The organism is Curtobacterium sp. P97 (assembly GCF_023712445.1).
Taxonomy (GTDB): Bacteria; Actinomycetota; Actinomycetes; order Actinomycetales; family Microbacteriaceae; genus Curtobacterium.
Window position 1 is genome coordinate 116,241 of sequence record NZ_JAMAYF010000006.1, and the last position, 16,707, is coordinate 132,947.

15 protein-coding genes and 5 tRNA genes are annotated in these 16,707 nt (G+C 71.4%); 10 read left to right on the forward strand and 10 right to left on the reverse strand.

Going from position 1 to position 16,707, the window contains the following annotated elements; genetic code table 11:
* Window positions 1-14 precede the first annotated feature (14 nt).
* Together M3677_RS08315 and M3677_RS08320 are read left to right on the forward strand one after the other, a co-directional pair.
* Window positions 15-608: a molybdopterin-dependent oxidoreductase gene (locus M3677_RS08315; protein WP_251160234.1), complete on the forward strand. Its 594-nt coding sequence runs from the start codon at window positions 15-17 to the stop codon at window positions 606-608.
* Complete coding sequence (locus M3677_RS08320; RefSeq protein ID WP_251160235.1) at window positions 605-1,402, forward strand: FAD-binding oxidoreductase; 798 nt, start codon at window positions 605-607, stop codon at window positions 1,400-1,402. The genes M3677_RS08315 and M3677_RS08320 overlap by 4 nt, the downstream gene beginning before the upstream one ends.
* Window positions 1,403-1,486: 84 nt before the next feature.
* On the opposite strand, the gene M3677_RS08325 is transcribed toward M3677_RS08320, so the two are convergent.
* A tRNA-Gly gene (locus M3677_RS08325) sits at window positions 1,487-1,558 on the reverse strand.
* 291 nt (window positions 1,559-1,849) lie between these two features.
* On the opposite strand from M3677_RS08325, the gene M3677_RS08330 reads away from it, so the two are divergent.
* Window positions 1,850-2,056 carry a hypothetical protein gene (locus tag M3677_RS08330; RefSeq protein ID WP_066654223.1) on the forward strand — a complete coding sequence of 69 codons (207 nt, stop codon included), beginning with the start codon at window positions 1,850-1,852 and terminating at the stop codon, window positions 2,054-2,056.
* A gap of 58 nt (window positions 2,057-2,114) precedes the next feature.
* Here the strand turns inward: M3677_RS08330 and M3677_RS08335 are convergent, their stop codons facing one another.
* From M3677_RS08335 to M3677_RS08350, 4 genes are all read right to left on the reverse strand, one after another.
* On the reverse strand, window positions 2,115-2,480 hold the full coding sequence (locus tag M3677_RS08335) for a hypothetical protein (RefSeq protein WP_209682666.1): 366 nt from the start codon (window positions 2,478-2,480) through the stop codon (window positions 2,115-2,117).
* A gap of 126 nt (window positions 2,481-2,606) precedes the next feature.
* The gene (locus M3677_RS08340; RefSeq protein ID WP_251160236.1) at window positions 2,607-2,975 is read right to left on the reverse strand and encodes a hypothetical protein; all 369 of its coding nucleotides are present in this window, start codon (window positions 2,973-2,975) and stop codon (window positions 2,607-2,609) included.
* 167 nt (window positions 2,976-3,142) lie between these two features.
* Window positions 3,143-3,541 (reverse strand): hypothetical protein, encoded by a 399-nt coding sequence (locus M3677_RS08345; protein ID WP_251160237.1) that lies wholly within the window; start codon window positions 3,539-3,541, stop codon window positions 3,143-3,145.
* 110 nt (window positions 3,542-3,651) lie between these two features.
* Complete coding sequence (locus tag M3677_RS08350) at window positions 3,652-5,601, reverse strand: alpha/beta hydrolase (RefSeq protein WP_209682675.1); 1,950 nt, start codon at window positions 5,599-5,601, stop codon at window positions 3,652-3,654.
* Window positions 5,602-5,795: 194 nt separating this feature from the next.
* On the opposite strand from M3677_RS08350, the gene M3677_RS08355 reads away from it, so the two are divergent.
* A complete protein-coding gene (locus tag M3677_RS08355; protein WP_209682678.1) occupies window positions 5,796-6,485 on the forward strand; it encodes an SDR family oxidoreductase in 690 nt (229 codons plus the stop codon).
* Between the two features lie 10 nt (window positions 6,486-6,495).
* On the opposite strand, the gene M3677_RS08360 is transcribed toward M3677_RS08355, so the two are convergent.
* Window positions 6,496-6,924, reverse strand: coding sequence for a helix-turn-helix domain-containing protein (locus tag M3677_RS08360; RefSeq protein WP_209682681.1), 429 nt, complete (start codon window positions 6,922-6,924; stop codon window positions 6,496-6,498).
* Between the two features lie 48 nt (window positions 6,925-6,972).
* Here M3677_RS08360 and M3677_RS08365 point away from each other — a divergent pair, with 48 nt between their 5' ends.
* Window positions 6,973-7,230 (forward strand): hypothetical protein, encoded by a 258-nt coding sequence (locus M3677_RS08365; RefSeq protein ID WP_209682684.1) that lies wholly within the window; start codon window positions 6,973-6,975, stop codon window positions 7,228-7,230.
* 128 nt (window positions 7,231-7,358) lie between these two features.
* Here M3677_RS08365 and M3677_RS08370 read toward each other — a convergent pair.
* The 3 genes from M3677_RS08370 to M3677_RS08380 all read right to left on the reverse strand — a co-directional run bounded on the left by M3677_RS08370 (window position 7,359) and on the right by M3677_RS08380 (window position 7,706).
* Window positions 7,359-7,433: transfer RNA gene (locus M3677_RS08370), tRNA-Val, on the reverse strand.
* 45 nt (window positions 7,434-7,478) lie between these two features.
* Window positions 7,479-7,552: transfer RNA gene (locus M3677_RS08375), tRNA-Cys, on the reverse strand.
* An 82-nt stretch (window positions 7,553-7,634) separates the two neighbouring features.
* Window positions 7,635-7,706: transfer RNA gene (locus M3677_RS08380), tRNA-Gly, on the reverse strand.
* Window positions 7,707-8,160: 454 nt separating this feature from the next.
* Here M3677_RS08380 and M3677_RS08385 point away from each other — a divergent pair.
* The 5 genes from M3677_RS08385 to M3677_RS08405 all read left to right on the forward strand — a co-directional run bounded on the left by M3677_RS08385 (window position 8,161) and on the right by M3677_RS08405 (window position 14,918).
* Window positions 8,161-8,233 (forward strand) — tRNA-Val (locus tag M3677_RS08385).
* Window positions 8,234-8,343: 110 nt separating this feature from the next.
* Window positions 8,344-9,858, forward strand: a complete 1,515-nt coding sequence (locus M3677_RS08390) for a DUF3375 family protein (protein WP_251160238.1) — start codon at window positions 8,344-8,346, stop codon at window positions 9,856-9,858.
* Window positions 9,855-10,625, forward strand: a complete 771-nt coding sequence (locus M3677_RS08395) for a DUF4194 domain-containing protein (RefSeq protein ID WP_251160239.1) — start codon at window positions 9,855-9,857, stop codon at window positions 10,623-10,625. Before M3677_RS08390 ends, M3677_RS08395 begins: the two co-directional genes overlap by 4 nt.
* Window positions 10,622-13,987, forward strand: coding sequence for an ATP-binding protein (locus M3677_RS08400; RefSeq protein ID WP_251160240.1), 3,366 nt, complete (start codon window positions 10,622-10,624; stop codon window positions 13,985-13,987). The genes M3677_RS08395 and M3677_RS08400 overlap by 4 nt, the downstream gene beginning before the upstream one ends.
* A gap of 631 nt (window positions 13,988-14,618) precedes the next feature.
* Complete coding sequence (locus tag M3677_RS08405; RefSeq protein ID WP_251160241.1) at window positions 14,619-14,918, forward strand: hypothetical protein; 300 nt, start codon at window positions 14,619-14,621, stop codon at window positions 14,916-14,918.
* Window positions 14,919-15,100: 182 nt separating this feature from the next.
* Here the strand turns inward: M3677_RS08405 and M3677_RS08410 are convergent, their stop codons facing one another.
* Window positions 15,101-16,564 (reverse strand): peptide MFS transporter, encoded by a 1,464-nt coding sequence (locus M3677_RS08410; RefSeq protein ID WP_251160242.1) that lies wholly within the window; start codon window positions 16,562-16,564, stop codon window positions 15,101-15,103.
* Window positions 16,565-16,707 lie beyond the last annotated feature (143 nt).

Below are 16,707 nucleotides of genomic sequence, written 5' to 3' on the forward strand. Positions count from 1 at the left end.
GACGAGGAGCTTCCATGGCGACGTTCACCCGGGGCTTCGGCGGCCGCCGCGACGACCGCGACGACCCGCGCATCCCGCCCGGACAGACCCTCGTGCGCGACTGGCCGGTGCTCTCCGCCGGGGCCACCCCCGACATCGAGCCGGCCGACTGGAGCTTCTCCGTCCGCACCGAGACGGGGCTCCGCACCTGGACCTGGGACGAGGTGCACGCCCTCGGCGTCGAGGACATCACCGTCGACATCCACTGCGTCACCCACTGGACGAAGCTCGACATGCCCTGGCGTGGCGTCTCCCTCGACCGCCTGTTCGCGGACGTCGAGACCTCGCTCGACTTCTGCACGGTGCACAGCTTCGGGGGCTACACGACGAACGTGCCACGCGCCGAGCTGCTCGGTGGACGGTCGTGGATCGCCTTCGAGGCCGACGGCGCGCCCCTCACCCCCGAGCACGGTGGCCCGGCCCGCCTGCTCGTGCCCCACCTGTACTTCTGGAAGAGCGCGAAGTGGGTGCGCGGCATCGTCATGCAGGCCGAGGACGAGCCGGGCTTCTGGGAGAACGCCGGCTACAACATGCACGGCGACCCCTGGAAGGAGGAGCGGTACTGGTGAGCGGTCCCTCCCCCGTCGACGGCCTGGAGGCGCGGACCGCCCCGAGCGCGTCGGCCCCCGCCCGCAGACGGCCGGCCTGGCACGCCGCCACGGTCGCCTCCGTCGCACCGGAGACCCCGGTCGCGCGCCGCATCGTCCTCGACGTCCCGACCTGGCCGGGCAACGACCCGGGGCAGCACCTCGACCTGCGCCTCACCGCCGAGGACGGCTACCAGGCGTCGCGCTCCTACTCGATCGCCTCGTCCGGTGCGGGCACCCGGGTGACGCTCGCGGTCGACCGGGTCGAGGGCGGCGAGGTCTCCCCGTTCCTGGTCGACGCGATCGAGGTCGGCGACGGCCTCGACGTGCACGGGCCCCTCGGCGGGTGGTTCGTGTGGCGACCCGGCGCGTCGACGAGGCCCGTGCAGCTGATCGCCGGCGGGTCGGGCATCGTCCCGCTGCTCCCGATGGTCACCGCGCACGCCGAGGCTGCCGACCGGACGCCGTTCCGGTTGCTGTACGCCACCCGCACGCCGGAGGACGTGTTCTTCCGCGAGGAGCTCGCGGACGCCCTGCGCGCGGCCGCGCCGCTCGAGGTCACGCACGTGTACAGCCGGCGCGCTCCGGAGGGGTCCGACGAACCCGTGGGGCGTCTCACACGGGAGCGACTCGACCGGGCCGTCCTGCCGCCCGGGTCCGGAGCGCTCGTGTACGTCTGCGGGTCGACGCCGTTCGTCGAGCAGGTGCTGCGGTGGCTCGGCGAGCTCGGCCACGACCTGTCCGACGTCCGAGCAGAGCGCTTCGGCGGCGCGTGACAGTCCTGGTCGTCCCGGTTCTCCGAGGAGACCGGGCCTGAGACGACGAAGGCCCTGGTCGGTGACCAGGGCCTTCGTGTTCCGAGCGGATGACGAGATTCGAACTCGCGACCCTCACCTTGGCAAGGTGATGCGCTACCACTGCGCCACATCCGCGTACACCCACACTCTACCCCGAACCGTTCCCGCGACCGAGATCCACGGCGCAGCCGGGCGCGTCGCACGCACCGTCGATCGCCGTCGGGTGCGGGATTGCGGGAAACCGCAAGCCTCGGGCGCCGACCGATCCGAGCCGCCGTCGGCTCCGGATGCTTCCTCGGTGCCCCGAGTCCGTCCGGGCAGGGCGCCGGGGGCCACCCACCCCTCGTCCGGCCGATCGCGGCGACCCGAACCCTGCGAGCGGCCGGACGGTCCCGGACTCCCAGGCCGACCGGGTTCACTCGGGGCATGAGCTACGTGCACGACAACCCCGGTGGCACCGAGGCACACGGTGTGGACCTGATCGACGGCGACTCGCCGGCCGTCCGCATCCTCGTGCACGGCAACCTGCCGACGACCATCGAGCACGAGGGTCGCACCTGGCTCGCCACGGGCGACGCGCACGACGACGGCGACCCGTCCGCTCCCCCGATCGCGATCTACCGTCCGGTCTGACGAGCACCGTCCGCGCCCGTCGTCGGGCTGGCGTGTCCTGTCAGGCGGGCGTCTTCCGTCAGCCCGGCGCTGTCGCAGCTGCCTGGCTCAGCAGGGCGACCACCGTCAGGTACAGCCCGGAGGAGAGGACCGCCCCGGGCAGCAGGGCGACGACGGCGACCGGGATCGCCCACAGCTGGTGCGCCCCGGGATTCCCGTCAGGTGGCGTGCTCGCCATGGCGGCGAACGAGGACGCGGAGACGAGCACCGCGAACGCCGCCGTCATGCAGACGATCGGCCACGACCGGTAGCCGCCGGAGAACATCGGGACGAGGAGCGGCAGGAAGAACATCGCCGGAGCAGCGGTGAAGCCGATGCGGGAGACGATCCGGTAGGTCCGCCGGTCCCGGTCGGTGCCTGGATCGCGACGCTGGTCGCCCTTCATCTGTTCCCCCTCCGTTGGCGGTACCAACACGGTGCGCGCCGCGCTCCGCGTGTCCGTACACCGGGACAGCACATCGCCCGGCTGAACGCGCCGTCCGACGTTCCGCAGCCCGCGTCGCGACGCCGGTCACCGGGCAGCCGGGAACTCCTCGTCGCGGAGATGCGAAGCGTCACCTACCGCGCAGGTGGACACGCCCGAGATGCTGTACCGGGCCGGGCGCGCGTCGTAACCGATCGAAGTGACCGGGCCGCCCTTGCCGCGGATACCGAGTACGGGGTCGTCGCCATCGATCCGAGTATCGAAGAATTCGATACCCTCGTCCTTCCAAACGTCCTTCACAGCATCGATGTCCGCCTGTTGGCCTTCCGCCGCGGCCGTTCGTTCCATGATGAAGACGTACCGCACGCGCTCCGGCGCATCGCCACACGGCTCCACGGCGGGGCCCCGGTAGACCTGCCAACTGCCGCCGACCGCGGCGGTCGAGCGCTCGACCACGTCGACGACGGTCTTCTTGGCAACCGATGGGTTTGCACTACCGCCGTCAGAACTTGTGCTGCGAGCGCAGCTGGTCAGTGTCGTCGACAAGACTGCGACCACGGCGATTGCGGTGCTCCTTCGGGCCAGACGCCCCGTGCGCGTCGTCGTCACGTCGTGCGGCCGCGTCAGCCCGCGCCGCGGAGATCGTCGACATCCCCGTCGAAGCACACCGACTCGCCGGTCACGCTGTAGCGCTGAGGGAAGGCGTTGAACCCGATCGAGGTCACCGGGCCCCCGCTACCTCGAACGCCGAGGAGGGGATCCGCCGATCCGCTCTCGAAGCGCTCGACGGCAATACCCTGATCCTTCCAGGCCTGCTCGACCCGTTCGACATCAGCGGCCGGGTCGACTCCGTCCAGCGCCTTCCGCTCGACGATGTAGCTCCAACGAGCTCCAGACCCAGCGCCGGGACGGTCGCAGCTCTCTGCCGCTGGACCGCTGTACACGTTCCAGTCGCCGCCGATCGACTTCGTCGTGTGCTCGACCACATCGACGATCGACTTCTTTGCCTCGGACGGTTTCATGCTCTCTCCTCCGGGGTCAGCGCTGCATGCTGACAGGATCGACGTGGTCGCCAGCAGCACGACGACGACGTTGCGCAGTCTGCCGCTGACGCGGGCCGGTTCGTGTGGTTTCAAAGGGTCCACTGCGGGTTCTCCAGAAGGGACTGCTGGAACTGTGTCGGGCCGAGGTCCTTGCGCTTCGTCAAGTCCTCCGGATGTCCGGTGGTCGCGAAGGCGATGTTCTGCAGGGATTCGGTGTTCTGGTCGAGATAACCGCGCTTCGACTCCGTGAGCGTTCCGTGGTCTTCCACCGGGTTGAGGCCCTCGGTGCCGTCAGCTCCGAACACGGTGGCGTCGAAGTCCGGATCCGTGGGGTCTTGGCCGTGCTCGGCGCTCAAGCGACCGGTCCAGGCCCACTGGTCCCCCTTCTCCGGGTCGATCAGCCAGACATCGCGTGCCTGAGCGGCGTATACATGGCCGGCGTTCAGGTCGTCCGCGTTGTCGACCGAGTTCGGCAGCCCGGCTGAACCGATGGACGTGAAGGTGTCCACGTGGATGCCCTCCTGAGTCAGGCCGTACGCTGAAGCGGTCGTGCCGTAGGAATGCGCGACCACGTTCGTCGTCGGCATGTCTCCGGCGCGGACCGCGTCGAGACCCTTGATCGAAGCGGCGAGGTTGTCACCGCCCGGTTTGGCGTAGTCGCTCCCGAGCACGCCGAAGTCGAGCTTGCCGCTGATCACGGGCTGCGGGGGCGTCTCGTACCCGATCCACCCGATGACGGCCCGGTCTGCAGGTCCGAGCCCTTCCTGCGCGTCGTAGAGGTGTTGCGCACCCTCGGTCCACCCCACCATGTCCTTCGCGGTGGTGCCCATTCCGGGAACGGCCCACGTGACGTTCTGCGCCGTGTCGAGGTCCCCGATCGAGACAGCAGCCAGCGGTGGGCGGTCGTCGGTCAGCGCCATCACGAATCGCCGCCCCTTCGTCTCGTCACTCGGTCGACTCGCGGTCTCGATCGCGCGCAGGGCCTCGAGGTTCTCCGACGCCCGACCCCAAGCCGTCCCGTTGTCGTACGCGATCGTCGACTGCAGCGCCTCCACCTCCTGCTCAGCCTCGGTGATCCGGGCGTCGAGCACGGTGCGGTTCGCCGTGTCGCGAGCCCAGTAGGCGACACCCTCGAGGTTACCGAGGCGAGCGAGTACCGGCAGGGGCAGCGCTCGGACGTCCTGCCTGCGGGAGGACGACCATCCGAGCTGTGCCCAGAGTGCCGCGACCTCGCTCGCGGTCAGGTCTGGATCGAGCATCTGCTGCAGCGCCGGAGGCAGGTCGGCCGGTGCTGCGATGTCGAGTGTCGCGTTCGAGAGCTCGCCGGAACCACCGGCCCGGTCGAAGGCGTCGGCGATCCGCTCGAGCCACGCTGCATCCTCGCGGTTCTCGTCGAGCAGCCGGTCCGCACCCGCCAAGAACGACGCGCTCGCGATGCGCACCCAGCCACAGCTCCCGGTGAAGCCGTGCCACGCGGTCCGCAGCGTCGTGAGCTTCTCCTCCGCGGCGCGATCTGCGGCGCGGCTGTCGCTCGCGAAGGACCGGAGCGAACCGGGGACAGCTGAGCTCGTCCCCTCTGCCGTCCCGCCACCGGTGCGGGTCCGACCCCGCGCCGAGAATGCCACAGTGATGGTCGGCGCAGCGATCGGCGTCTCCGACGGCTTGAAGTCGAAGACACCGAGCGACGGACTCCCGCGCAATCCGAGCGGATCGGCCGCGACCTGGCGGTCCCGCTCGTCCTGCCGGAGCTGCCACGCCGCGAGCTGCTCACGGCGTTGCCGTTCCTGCTCCGCTGCAGCGGTGGCCTCGGTCACCTGTTCGACGAGGTCGTCGAGCGCGGACGTGAGCTTCGGCCGGTCGTCGGCTTCGATCTGCACCGACTCCTCGAAGCGCTTCGCGTACGCGCCGCGGAAGTCGTCCAGGGCTGATTCGGCGGCGCTCCGACGCGCTGCCCCCTGCCCGCGCAGGCGATCGGCGGCCGCGCTGGCTGCCCTGACGACGGCATTCGCCGCCGCTTCGTCGTACTGGATGTCCCCCATGCGCTCCCCCTTGCGGGTCCACTGTACGCAGATCGGCCCGGGACGTGCGGGCCCACCCGCACGTGTGCGCACCTCGATGTGCCTTTTGTACGGGCTCTCGTCGCGACGCAGACTCCTCGGACGCACCTTCGCAGGCCCACCCGTCAGGAACCCGCCGCGAGCCGCCCGCGGCCGCAACAGAACAGGAGCAGCCCATGCCCACCATCGCCATCATCGGAGCCGGCCCCGGCCTCGGTCTCGCCATCGCCCGGACGTTCGGCCACGAGGGCTTCTCCGTCGCGCTGGTCTCCCGCACCCAGGAGAAGCTCGACCGGCTCGCCGCGCAGCTCGGTGAGGAAGGCATCACCGCTGCCGGGTTCGCCGCTGACGTCACGGACCGGCCGAGCCTGACCGCAGCGCTCGGGGCTGCGACCGAGCACTTCGGGTCCGTCGACGTGCTGGAGTACTCCCCGGCCGACACCACCGGTGGTGCCCTCGCCCCCGCAGACGTGCGGTCGACCACCCCGGACAACGTGCAGCCGCAGATCGAGTACTCCCTCTACGGCGGGATGTCCGCGGTCGAGGCGGTCCTGCCCGCGATGCGTGCAGCCGGCGCCGGCACGATCATCGTCACCACCGGCGCGGGCTCGGTCCGACCGGCGCCGATGTTCGGCAACGTCACCGTCGGCGGTGCGGCGCTGCGCAACTGGGCGCTCAACCTCGGTGCCGCCCTCGACGCCGACGACACCGGTGTCCACGTCGCGCACGTCGCGATCGGGGTGTGGGTGACCGACAGCAAGCCCGCGGACCACCACGTGCCGAGCCTGTCCCCGTCCGAGATCGCTCCGCGCTACTGGGACCTCCACACCGGACGCTCCACCCACGAGATCGTCATCGAGGGGTAGGCGCATGCGGTCATCCGGCCGGGTGCGTGTCCGCGTCGACGGACCGTGCCCGGCCGACTCCGATCCGCTCGTGCAGCGCCCGGTTCGCGGCGACGGCGGCGTGGTTCTCTGCAGCCCACTGCGCCAGCTGCATCACCGCGACCTGCAACGACCGACCCAGGTCGGTCACGCCGTAGTCCACCCGGGGCGGCATCTCCGCGGGGGCCTGCCGGACCACGAGTCCGTCGCGCTCGAGTGCCTTGAGTGTCACGGTCAGCATCCGCTGCGAGATGCCGGGGATGCTCGCCAGCAGGTCCGAGTAGCGCAGGGTCCGGTCGCCGAGCGTGGTCATCACGAGCACGGTCCACTTGTCACCGGTGCGGTCCAGGACCTCTCGGATGAAGCTGCTGTCCTCCGGCCACGCCACGCACGGACCGGCGAGCACCCGTTCCACGGTCACGGCATCCTCCTCGTCACCGACACCGTACAAGGTGGTCCGGGCACCTTCGTGCGAGCGGAGGACGACGACGAGGCCGCCGTCCTCGCGGTCCCAGGAGGTGCCGATGACGCTGCGCTCGGTTCGACGGCGGTGCGGAAGCGCTTCGAACAGGACCTCGCCGCGCTCCGGGCCGCCGACGAGTTCGTGCTCGTGCTCCCTGCGGGCGCTGCCGCGCACGTCGAAGCAGGCATCGCCTCCGGACTCGGCAAGCGGTGCTGGGCCGTCGGCCCCGTCGACCGGCTCAGGGCACTGCACATCGTCCAGTAGTCGTTCCCGACCGGCCGACGACGGCCACCACCTCGGCGACGGCCACGGGCGATGGAGGGGTGTCGTCGCGGATCCCGTGTTCCGACCGCAGGAACGAGAAAACCCCCGCCGGAGCGGGGGTTCTCGGATGGTGGGCGATACTGGGATCGAACCAGTGACCTCTTCCGTGTCAGGGAAGCGCGCTACCGCTGCGCCAATCGCCCAGAGATCTGCTGACCAGGGTCGTGCAGGATCTTGGAGGGTGTTGCTGGAGGTGGGGACGGGATTCGAACCCGCGTGGACGGCTTTGCAGGCCGCTGCCTAGCCTCTCGGCCACCCCACCATCGAGGTTCACGTCTCCGTGAGTACCCGAACGGTGGGATACCCTCTGGTGAGTCGTGGTCGTCCGGAGACTCCCACACTCGAGCGGATGACGAGATTCGAACTCGCGACCCTCACCTTGGCAAGGTGATGCGCTACCACTGCGCCACATCCGCATTTCGGCGACCCGAGGGCCGCTCCTGTCTCTCCGCTGTCGCGGCGACGAGAAGAACTCTATACGAACCGGACGCCTTCCGCCAAAATCCTCCTCGTTCACCGGGCGTGTCCCCCGCGTTCATGCGGATCGCGGGGCTTTTCGAGTGCCCGTTCTTTCCCATGACGGCCGCAGTGCACTGTGGAAACGGGCGTACCTGGTCGTCGCGGAGCACCAGGTACGCCCGTTCCCATCAGGTACGCCCGTTCTCACCCGGCGCCAGCACGCATCAGCACGAGCGCGAGCAGGAGCACCACGCACGAGCACGACGCACCAGGCACCACGCACGAGCACGACGCACAAGGCACCAGGCACGACGCACGGGCACCGAGGGCACCCGCGCCACACCCGGGTGACGCGCCGTGTTCGGTGCAGGCCCGAACGTCCGCTACTATCGACTGGCACGCAAGTGCAGGGGGCGATTGGCGCAGTTGGTAGCGCGCTTCGTTCACACCGAAGAGGTCATCAGTTCGAGTCTGGTATCGCCCACGTGCCCATTCAGGGCCTGAAGAACACCCGAGCAGAGCCCGGCGCACACGCGTCGGGCTCTTCTCGTTCCTCGGCCCGGACCGTCACGACACACCAGCGAGCAAGGACCCATGACCGACGTCGACCTCGAGTTCTCCCGCGTGCGCGCGGTGCTCGACCGCCCGACCCTCCGGCTGATGTCCCGCCCGACGAGCGCCGCCGTCATCGCGGTGTTCCGCACGGTGTTCGACCGTGACGTGCAGTACGTCCCGGCCGACCGCATGCACCTGCAGGTCGAGGAGCACGTCGCCCGTCTGCAGTCCACCGGTGCCCGCGTCCCCGCGAGCGAACACGGGGAGAACGAGGCCGACGCCCGCCCGAACGGCCGCGCGCTCTGTCGCGACTGGGTGGCGGCGCAGTGGCTGGTCCGCTCGAACTCCCCCGACGGCGACGAGCAGTACTCGCTGACGAGCCACGCCCTCGAGGCACTGAACCTCGTCGACGCCCTGAGCGCCGACCGGGCGCTCATCAGCGAGAGCCGCCTGGCGATGATCGTCGAGGCCGTGCACCGCTGGGCGGCCAGCGCGGAGCCGGACCCGGACGTGCAGGTCCGTCGCATCGACGCCCAGATCGCGGAGCTGCAGGCCGAACGCGACCGGATCGCACGCGGCGAGGTCACCGAGGTCGACGACGCCCGGATGCACGACGGCTACACGAACGTGGCCGACCTCATCCGGCAGCTGCCCAGCGACTTCAAGCGGGTCGAGGAGGCGGTCGCGACGATGCACCGCTCGATCGTCGAGGACTTCCGGCAGGAGGTCCGTCCGATCGGCGAGATCCTCGACGACTACCTGGCCCGGACGGACGACCTCATGCAGGCGACTCCCGAGGGTCGGGCGTTCGAGGGCGCGTTCGAGCTGCTGCGCGACGACGCCCTGCTGCTCCGGCTCCGGGACGACATCGCGACGATCCTCGCGCACCCCTTCGCCGAGTCCCTCGGAGCGGGCGAGCGCCGGGCGTTCCGCAACACGGTCAGCATCCTGCGCCAGGGCATCGAGGACGTGCTCGCCCAGCGACGCCAGCTCACCGCGACGCTCCGCGACCAGATCGTGGCCCACGACGTCGTCCGCGACCGTGAGCTCGACGCGGTGCTCCGCTCGGTGAACCGCGGGCTCGCCGCGTGGATCGACTCGGGGTCCGCCCGCGACCGCGTCCCGCTCGGACTGCTCCCCGCGACCGCCGAGGTCGGCACCCTGCGCGAGCGCTTCTACGACCCCGACAACGAGGCGGTGCCACCGCCCATCGAGGAGCCCGACGACGACGTCTTCGAGGAACTCGACGTGGAGTCGCTGCGCCGCCACGGCGGCCCGCTGCTCGCCGAGCTCCGCGCCGCGCTCCGCAGCGCCCCGGACAGCGTCTCGGCCTTCCACGCGCTGCCGCCCGAGCAGCGCCGTCCGGTCGAGCTCTTCGGCCTCGCGCACCTGCTCACCGGCAACGACGACTTCGAGACCGCCACCCACCTGGTCCCGCACCGCACGGTGCGACCGGACGGCGAGACGGTCACCTTCCACATGCCCTCGGCGTCCCTGACCGGCGCAGGGGCGGACGACCAGCACGACGACGACAACGGCCTGGAGGCACGGTGAGCGACACCACGACGGCTCCCGTCGACGAGACGGACCCCGAGGGCTCCGACCCCGTCCTCGACGAGCGTCACGACGAGGACGAGGAACGCGACGCGTCGAGCTTCGCCCTCTTCGAGGGCGACGAGGGCCGGCTCGACGAGCCGCAGCGCCGCGCCCTGGTCGCGCTGCTCCGCCACACCTACGTGAGCGCGCGGACGCACGCCGACGAGTGGCGCGCGATCACCGACGGTGAGCACCAGCTCCGGTCGCGGCTGAACGACCTCTTCCTCGAACTGCACGTCGACCGCGACCGCGAGGTCGCCTGGAAGCGCCAGGCACGGTCCGAGAGCCAGCGCCGGGCCTTCCCGACGCTGCTGCGTGACGTGCCGTGGACGCGTGAGGAGACGATCGTCCTCGTCTACCTGCGCATGCGCCTCCGCGCGGACGCCCGGCCGGGCCTCGACCAGGTCGTGGTCGACCGGTCCGAGATCATCGGGCACGTGTCCGGCTTCCTGCCGGCGACCACCGACCGCACCCGGAACGAGTCCCGTGTCGCGAAGGCCGTCGAGCGACTCGTGACCGCGCGCATCCTCATCCGCACGACCGATCCCGACCGCTTCCGCGTGGCCAGTGTCGTCGAGGTCCTGCTCCCCCTGGAGCAGCTCCGCGAACTGGACCGGTGGCTCCGCGACGCGACCACCGACGGCGGTGCGCCGACCGACGGAGCCGTGACGGGCCTCCCGGCCGAGCCGACCGACCCCGACGACGAAGGCGAGACGGACGCATGACCGACACCGCGATCGACACCGGCGCCCTGCCGGCGCTCTTCGACACCGTCGCGCAGTGGCGGGCGGAGTCGATGCAGGTCGTCAACTGGGGCGGCTTCCACGGCCACCGTCAGGTCGAGCTGTCCGGGACCGCGACGCTGATCTCGGGCGCCTCCGGCACCGGCAAGTCGACCCTGATGGACGCCTACCTGGCCGTCATGATGCCGTCCGACGTGCCGTTCAACGGCGCCTCGAACGACGCGACCACCGGGCGTGCGCGGAGCGCCGACCAGCGGAACCTGCTCACGTACCTGCGCGGCAAGGTGGACACCCGCCGCGACCCGGAGACGGGCGCCCTGCGCGACGTGAACCTGCGCGGCGACGACCAGACCACCTGGGGCGCCGTCGCCGTGACCTTCCGGAACGACGACGAGCGGCGCTTCACGGTGCTGCGGGCGTACCTCGTGCCGAAGCGGGCGCGGGGCGTCGGCGACATCCAGATGACCATGGCGACGGTCGACGACACGTTCGACCTCCGCCGGCTCGAGGACTTCGTGCCGTCGCGCTTCCACCACCTCGAGCTGACCGGACGTGTGCCGGGGCTCGTCGTGCGGGACACCTACCAGGAGCTCGCGTACACGCTCCAGACCCGGCTCGGGATCGGCGACTCCGGTGGTGGCAACCGGGCCATGCGCCTGCTCGCGCGGATCCAGGCCGGGCAGCACCTGCCCACGGTCGACGCGCTCTACAAGTCGCTCGTGCTCGAGACCCCGGGGACGTACGAGGCGGCCGACCGCGCCCTCGCGCACTTCTCCGCGCTCGACGAGGCGTACGAGGCGATGGACACCGAGGAGCGCAAGGTCCGCATCCTCTCCCCCATCGTCGAGCTGCACGACGAGATCGCCCGGTCGCGGGCCGCAGCGGACGCCCTGGACGGCATCGCCACCGGCGCCGAGGTCTCGCCGTTCGCGCACTGGACGGCATCGCGGAAGCGTGCCCTGCTCGACGCCGAGGTCGAACGCAACGCGCGCGAGCGCACCGCAGCCCGGGCCGACGTCGCTGCGACCGAGGCCCGGCACGCCGCCGTCGAGGTCGAGCTCCGCGAGGCGGAGGGACGCCTCCGTGACCAGGGCGGCAACGCCCTCGCGCAGCTCGAGGACCGCATCGACCGCCGGACCCGGGAGCGCGACGCGGTCGCCCGGGCGCGCGCGACCTTCGAGGAGCGCACCACCGCGCTCGGACTGACGCTCACCTCCGAGCGCACGTTCACCGAGGCGCAGGCGGCGTCGCACGCGTTCCTCGGGTCGTACGCGACGGCACGCGCCGAGCTCGACGACCGTCGGGACGCCCTGACGCGCGAGGAGTACCCGCTCCTCGACCGCGAGCGGACCCTGCGCCAGGAGCGCCGCTCACTCGAGCACCGGCAGGGCGCGATGCCGCTGCCGATGCACGAGGCGCGGTTGGCGATGGCCCGGGCCGCCGGCATCTCCCCCGACGCGCTGCCGTTCGTCGCCGAGCTGCTCGACGTGCTCCCGGCCGAGGAGCACTGGCGGACGGCCATCGAGTCCGTGCTGGCACCCGTCGCGCGCACGCTGCTCGTCGACGAGGACCAGCTGTCGTCCTTCAGCGAGGCGATCGACGCGCTCCAGCTCCCGGTCCGCGTGCAGTTCGAGGGCGTGCCCACCGGCCCGCACCTCGACCTCGACGGCGACCCGGCGATGGTCTCCGGCAAGCTGACCATCAAGGACTCCCCGTTCAGCACCTGGGTCCGCGAACGCATCGAGTCCGACCGGATCGACGCGCGGTGCGTCGACTCCGCCGCCGAGCTCGGCGGTGGCGGCCGCCGCGTGACCCCGTCCGGTCAGCTCCGGGACGGCCGTCGCGGCGCGCACGGCGACCGACGCCAGTCGAACGTCATCGGCTTCACGAACGAGGCCCGGATGGCCTCCGTCGAGCGGGAGCTCGCCGCGATCGCGCAGGACCTCGCGACGCTCGAGGCCCGACGCACCGACGTCGCGCAGGACATCGCGACCCTCGACGCCCTGCGCGCCGCACACCAGCAGGTCGTCGACACCACCTGGGACGGCATCGACGTCGCCGGGCTCGACGAGTCCCTGGCGCGGCTCGACGCCGAGCGACAGGCGCTGCTCGCGGCCGACGACGGGCTCCGGACCCTGCGCGAGTCGGTCGCCCGGCTCCGTCGTGCCCTGGACGAAGCCGCCGACCGTCGAGCCGGTGCACGGCTCTCCGTCACGCGGCTCGAGGAACGCCACGCGGTGCTCGTCGACGGCCAGGACGCCGCGGCCGAGATCCTCGCCCGCTTCGAGGACACCCCGGAGTCGCTGCCGGACGACGAGCAGTCCCGGCTGCTCGCCGAGACGTTCGAGGAGGTCGGCGCCCCGGACGGCATCGACGGGTTCGACGACGCCGCGCGCCGACTGCGACGCCGGCTCGAGGAACGGCTCGCGCAGGCGCTCGACGGCGCCGCGGCCGCCTCGACCGCGCTCACGCTGACGTTCCAGCGGTACCAGGACGCCTGGCCCGACCCGAACCTCGGCACCGGTGTCGCGTCGTACCCGGACTACCACGCGATCCTCGACCAGATCCTCGCGACCGGGTTGCACGCGCGCCGCAGCGAGTGGCGTCGGCGGCTGTCGCAGTGGAGCGGCGAGGACCTCGTCCCGCTCGCCGGTGCCTTCGACCGCGCGGTCGTCGAGATCGAGGAACGGCTCGAACCGGTCAACGAGATCCTGCGCGAGCTGCCGTTCGGTGCGAACCGGGACCGCCTGAAGATCCAGATCCGCCGGGTCACCCGCGAGGACGTCACCGCCTTCCGGCGGGAGCTCCGCGCGCTGTCGGCGTCGGTCGACACCGAGCTGACCGACGACGTGCTCGAGACCCGCTTCCGACGCCTGCGTCGGTTCATGGCGGTCATCCGCCCCGACCCGGCCGCAACACGTGGACGGACGACCCAGCGCGACGCCGTGCTCGACGTCCGCCGTCACATGGAGATCACGGCCGTGCGGTACGACCCCGAGGGCAACGACCTCGGCGTGTACTCCTCGCTCGGGGACAAGTCGGGTGGCGAGACGCAGGAGCTCGTCGCGTTCATCGTCGGTGCGGCGCTGCGCTACCAGCTCGGCGACGAGACCCGGCCGCGGCCCCGGTTCGCGCCGGTGTTCCTCGACGAGGCGTTCATCAAGGCGGACTCGGAGTTCGCCGGGCGCGCCGTGACGGCGTGGCTCCGGCTCGGGTTCCAGCTCGTGGTGAGCGCTCCGCTCGACAAGGTCACCGCACTCGAGCCGTCGATGGAGCGCCTGCTGTCGATGCGGAAGCACCCCGACACGGGCCACTCGTCCGTCACGGAGATCGCCCGGGCGTAGGCGCCGCGGCGCTGCGGCGCTGCGGCGCTGCGGCCGGTCGGCGGCCGGTCGGCCGGCGCGGCAGGCGGGTACTCGGAGGCAGGTCCTGGTCGCACGACCTGCCGCTCACCTCCCGACGCGACGGCAGGTCCTGCCACCGGAGCGGGAGCGGACGGCACGTCGTGCGACCGCGGTGGGCGCCGGCGACGGGTGCGGGTCGGGGCGGTGACCAGGGCTCCATCCGCGAGCGGGCGAGATCTGTCACAGTCGAATCCGGCGGACGACGGATCAAGCCCGCTCGGCGGCCTGCACGCGGCGTGTCCTGCCCACTCGTCGGACGGGAGGCGCGGCGCGGCGCCGCCACGCGCCTCCCGTCCGACGCCGCCGGCGCCGACCCCGCCGCACCGCCGCCGCACCGCCGTCTGCCCGCCACCGGCCCGCCGCCGGCCTGTGCGAGCGGGCGCGAGCGGGCGAGATCTGTCACGGTCTGGGCCGCCGGCCGACAGGTACCGCCCGCTCGGCGGCCTGCGGGCGGCGTGTCCTGCCCGCTCGAGCGGAGGGCGGAGGGCGGAGGGCGGAGGGCAGAAGGCGGGGGGCGGAGTGCGGGACCGGCGTCCGCCGATCGCCGTGCGGGGCGCGGTACGGTGGGCGGATGTTCGGACGTCGCGCTCGCAGCCCCCGCCCCGACGACGGAGCGCGCCCGGGCGACCCCGGCATCGGAGCCCTCGTGCAGGTGGTCGACCTCGAGCGCGGGGGCGAGCAGTGGGAGGGCGAGCCGATCGGGGTGATCGTCGCTCCGGGAGGGGTGCAGCTCGGTGGGACGCAGCGCACCTGGACCATCGCCTTCGACGAGCCCGCGTACACGAAGGACGGCCGCGGCCCGTTCGAGCGCGCGACCGTCCTGGGTCGTCAGTTGGTGCCGGTCACGCCGGACACCGCGGACGGGGTCTAGTACTCCTCGTTGCCGCTCTTCAGCATGGCGGCGACGGCCATGCACATGCCCACGCCACCGAGCACGCCGATGCCGATGATGACGCCTGCGATGAGTTCGAGCATTGGTGACTCCTTGGGTTGCGGGGCCGGTGTGGCGGTGGCCGTCGTGGCCGCGTCCAGGTTACCGGATGCGGCTCGGGGCTAGCGGATGCCGCGCATGAGGCGCAGGACGGGCTTCGCGCAGACGAGCAGCACGACCCCGACCGCCACGGCGACCAGGCCGAGGACGGTGAAGTACGGCACCTCGTTCGTCGGCGAGTAGTACTGCGAGAGCACCCCGGTGGCCGCCGTGCCGAGGGACACCGAGAGGAAGAAGAGCGCGACCATCTGGGTCTGGAACTTCGGCGGCGCGAGCTTCGTCGCGACGGACTGCCCGACCGGGGAGAGCAGGAGCTCGGCGATCGTGAAGACGAGCAGGATGCCCACGAGCGCGATCAGCGGCGTGCCGTTCTCGCCCGTGCCCGAGAACGGCAGGAAGAGCAGGAACGCGATGCCCATGATCCCGGTGCCGAGCGCGAACTTCGTCGGGGTGGAGGGCTGGCGGTCACCGAGCTTCGTCCAGATCGCGGCGGCGACACCGGACAGCACGATGATGAACACGGGGTTGATCGACTGGACCCACGACACGGGCATCACCCAGTCGCCGAGCGATCGGTCCAGGCGCTGGTCCGAGTACTGGGTCACGACCGTGAACTGCTGCTGGTAGAGCGACCAGAAGACGGCGCTCGCGATGAAGAGCGGGATGAAGGCGAACACCCGGGAACGCTCCTCGGCGGTGATCCCGCTGGTCAGGATCACCACGAAGTACGCGATGGTGGCCACGATGACGATCACGACGACGACCGTCGGCAGGTTCGTCACCGTGAGCAGTCCGGTGAGCACCGAGGCCACGACGACCGCGAGCGCGACGACGACGAGCACGGCGACGAGCGGCAGGCGGCGACGCTCGACCGGGTTGGTGACGTGCCGGACCGAGTCGGGGAGCTTCCGACGGCGGATGCCGTACTGCACGAGCCCGGCCGCCATGCCGACCGCGGCGAGCCCGAAGCCGTAGTGGAACCCGAGCGAGGACTGCAGCAGCCCGGTCAACAGCGGACCGAAGAACGCCCCGAGGTTCACCCCGAGGTAGTAGAGCGAGAACCCGGCGTCGCGACGAGGGTCTTCGCGGCTGTACAGCCCGCCGACGATCGTCGTGGCGGTGGCCTTGAGCCCGCCGGAGCCGAGGGCGATGAGTACGAGGCCGACCCCGACGCCCGCGACCCCCGGGATCAGCGCGAGCCCGATGTGGCCGAGCATGACGACGACCGCGCTGGTGAAGAGGGTGCGGTCGGCGCCGATGAGCCGGTCCGCCACCCAGGCGCCGATGATCGTGAACAGGTACACGGCGCCGCCGTACGCGCCCATGATCCCGTTGGCGATGCCCTCGTCGATGCCGAGGCCGCCGCGCGTGACGGTGTAGTACATGTAGATCAGGACGATGCCCTGCATGCCGTAGAACGAGAACCGCTCCCAGAGCTCCACCGCGAAGGGCGTGGACAGCTCGAAGGGCTGCCCGAAGAAGGTGCGTTGCTGCGCCGGAGCGCTGGGTGGGGTGGTGCGAGACATCCGTCCACTGTGCCCCGGGGCACCCCGCTCGTCCGAATCGGAGCGGGGCGCGTACAAACTTCCGCGGGCGGGCCTTGGAGGATTCCCACCACCCGTGCTCGGCCCCGCGGTCTGCCGTTGTGCGCCCGCACGGCGTTCGAGCA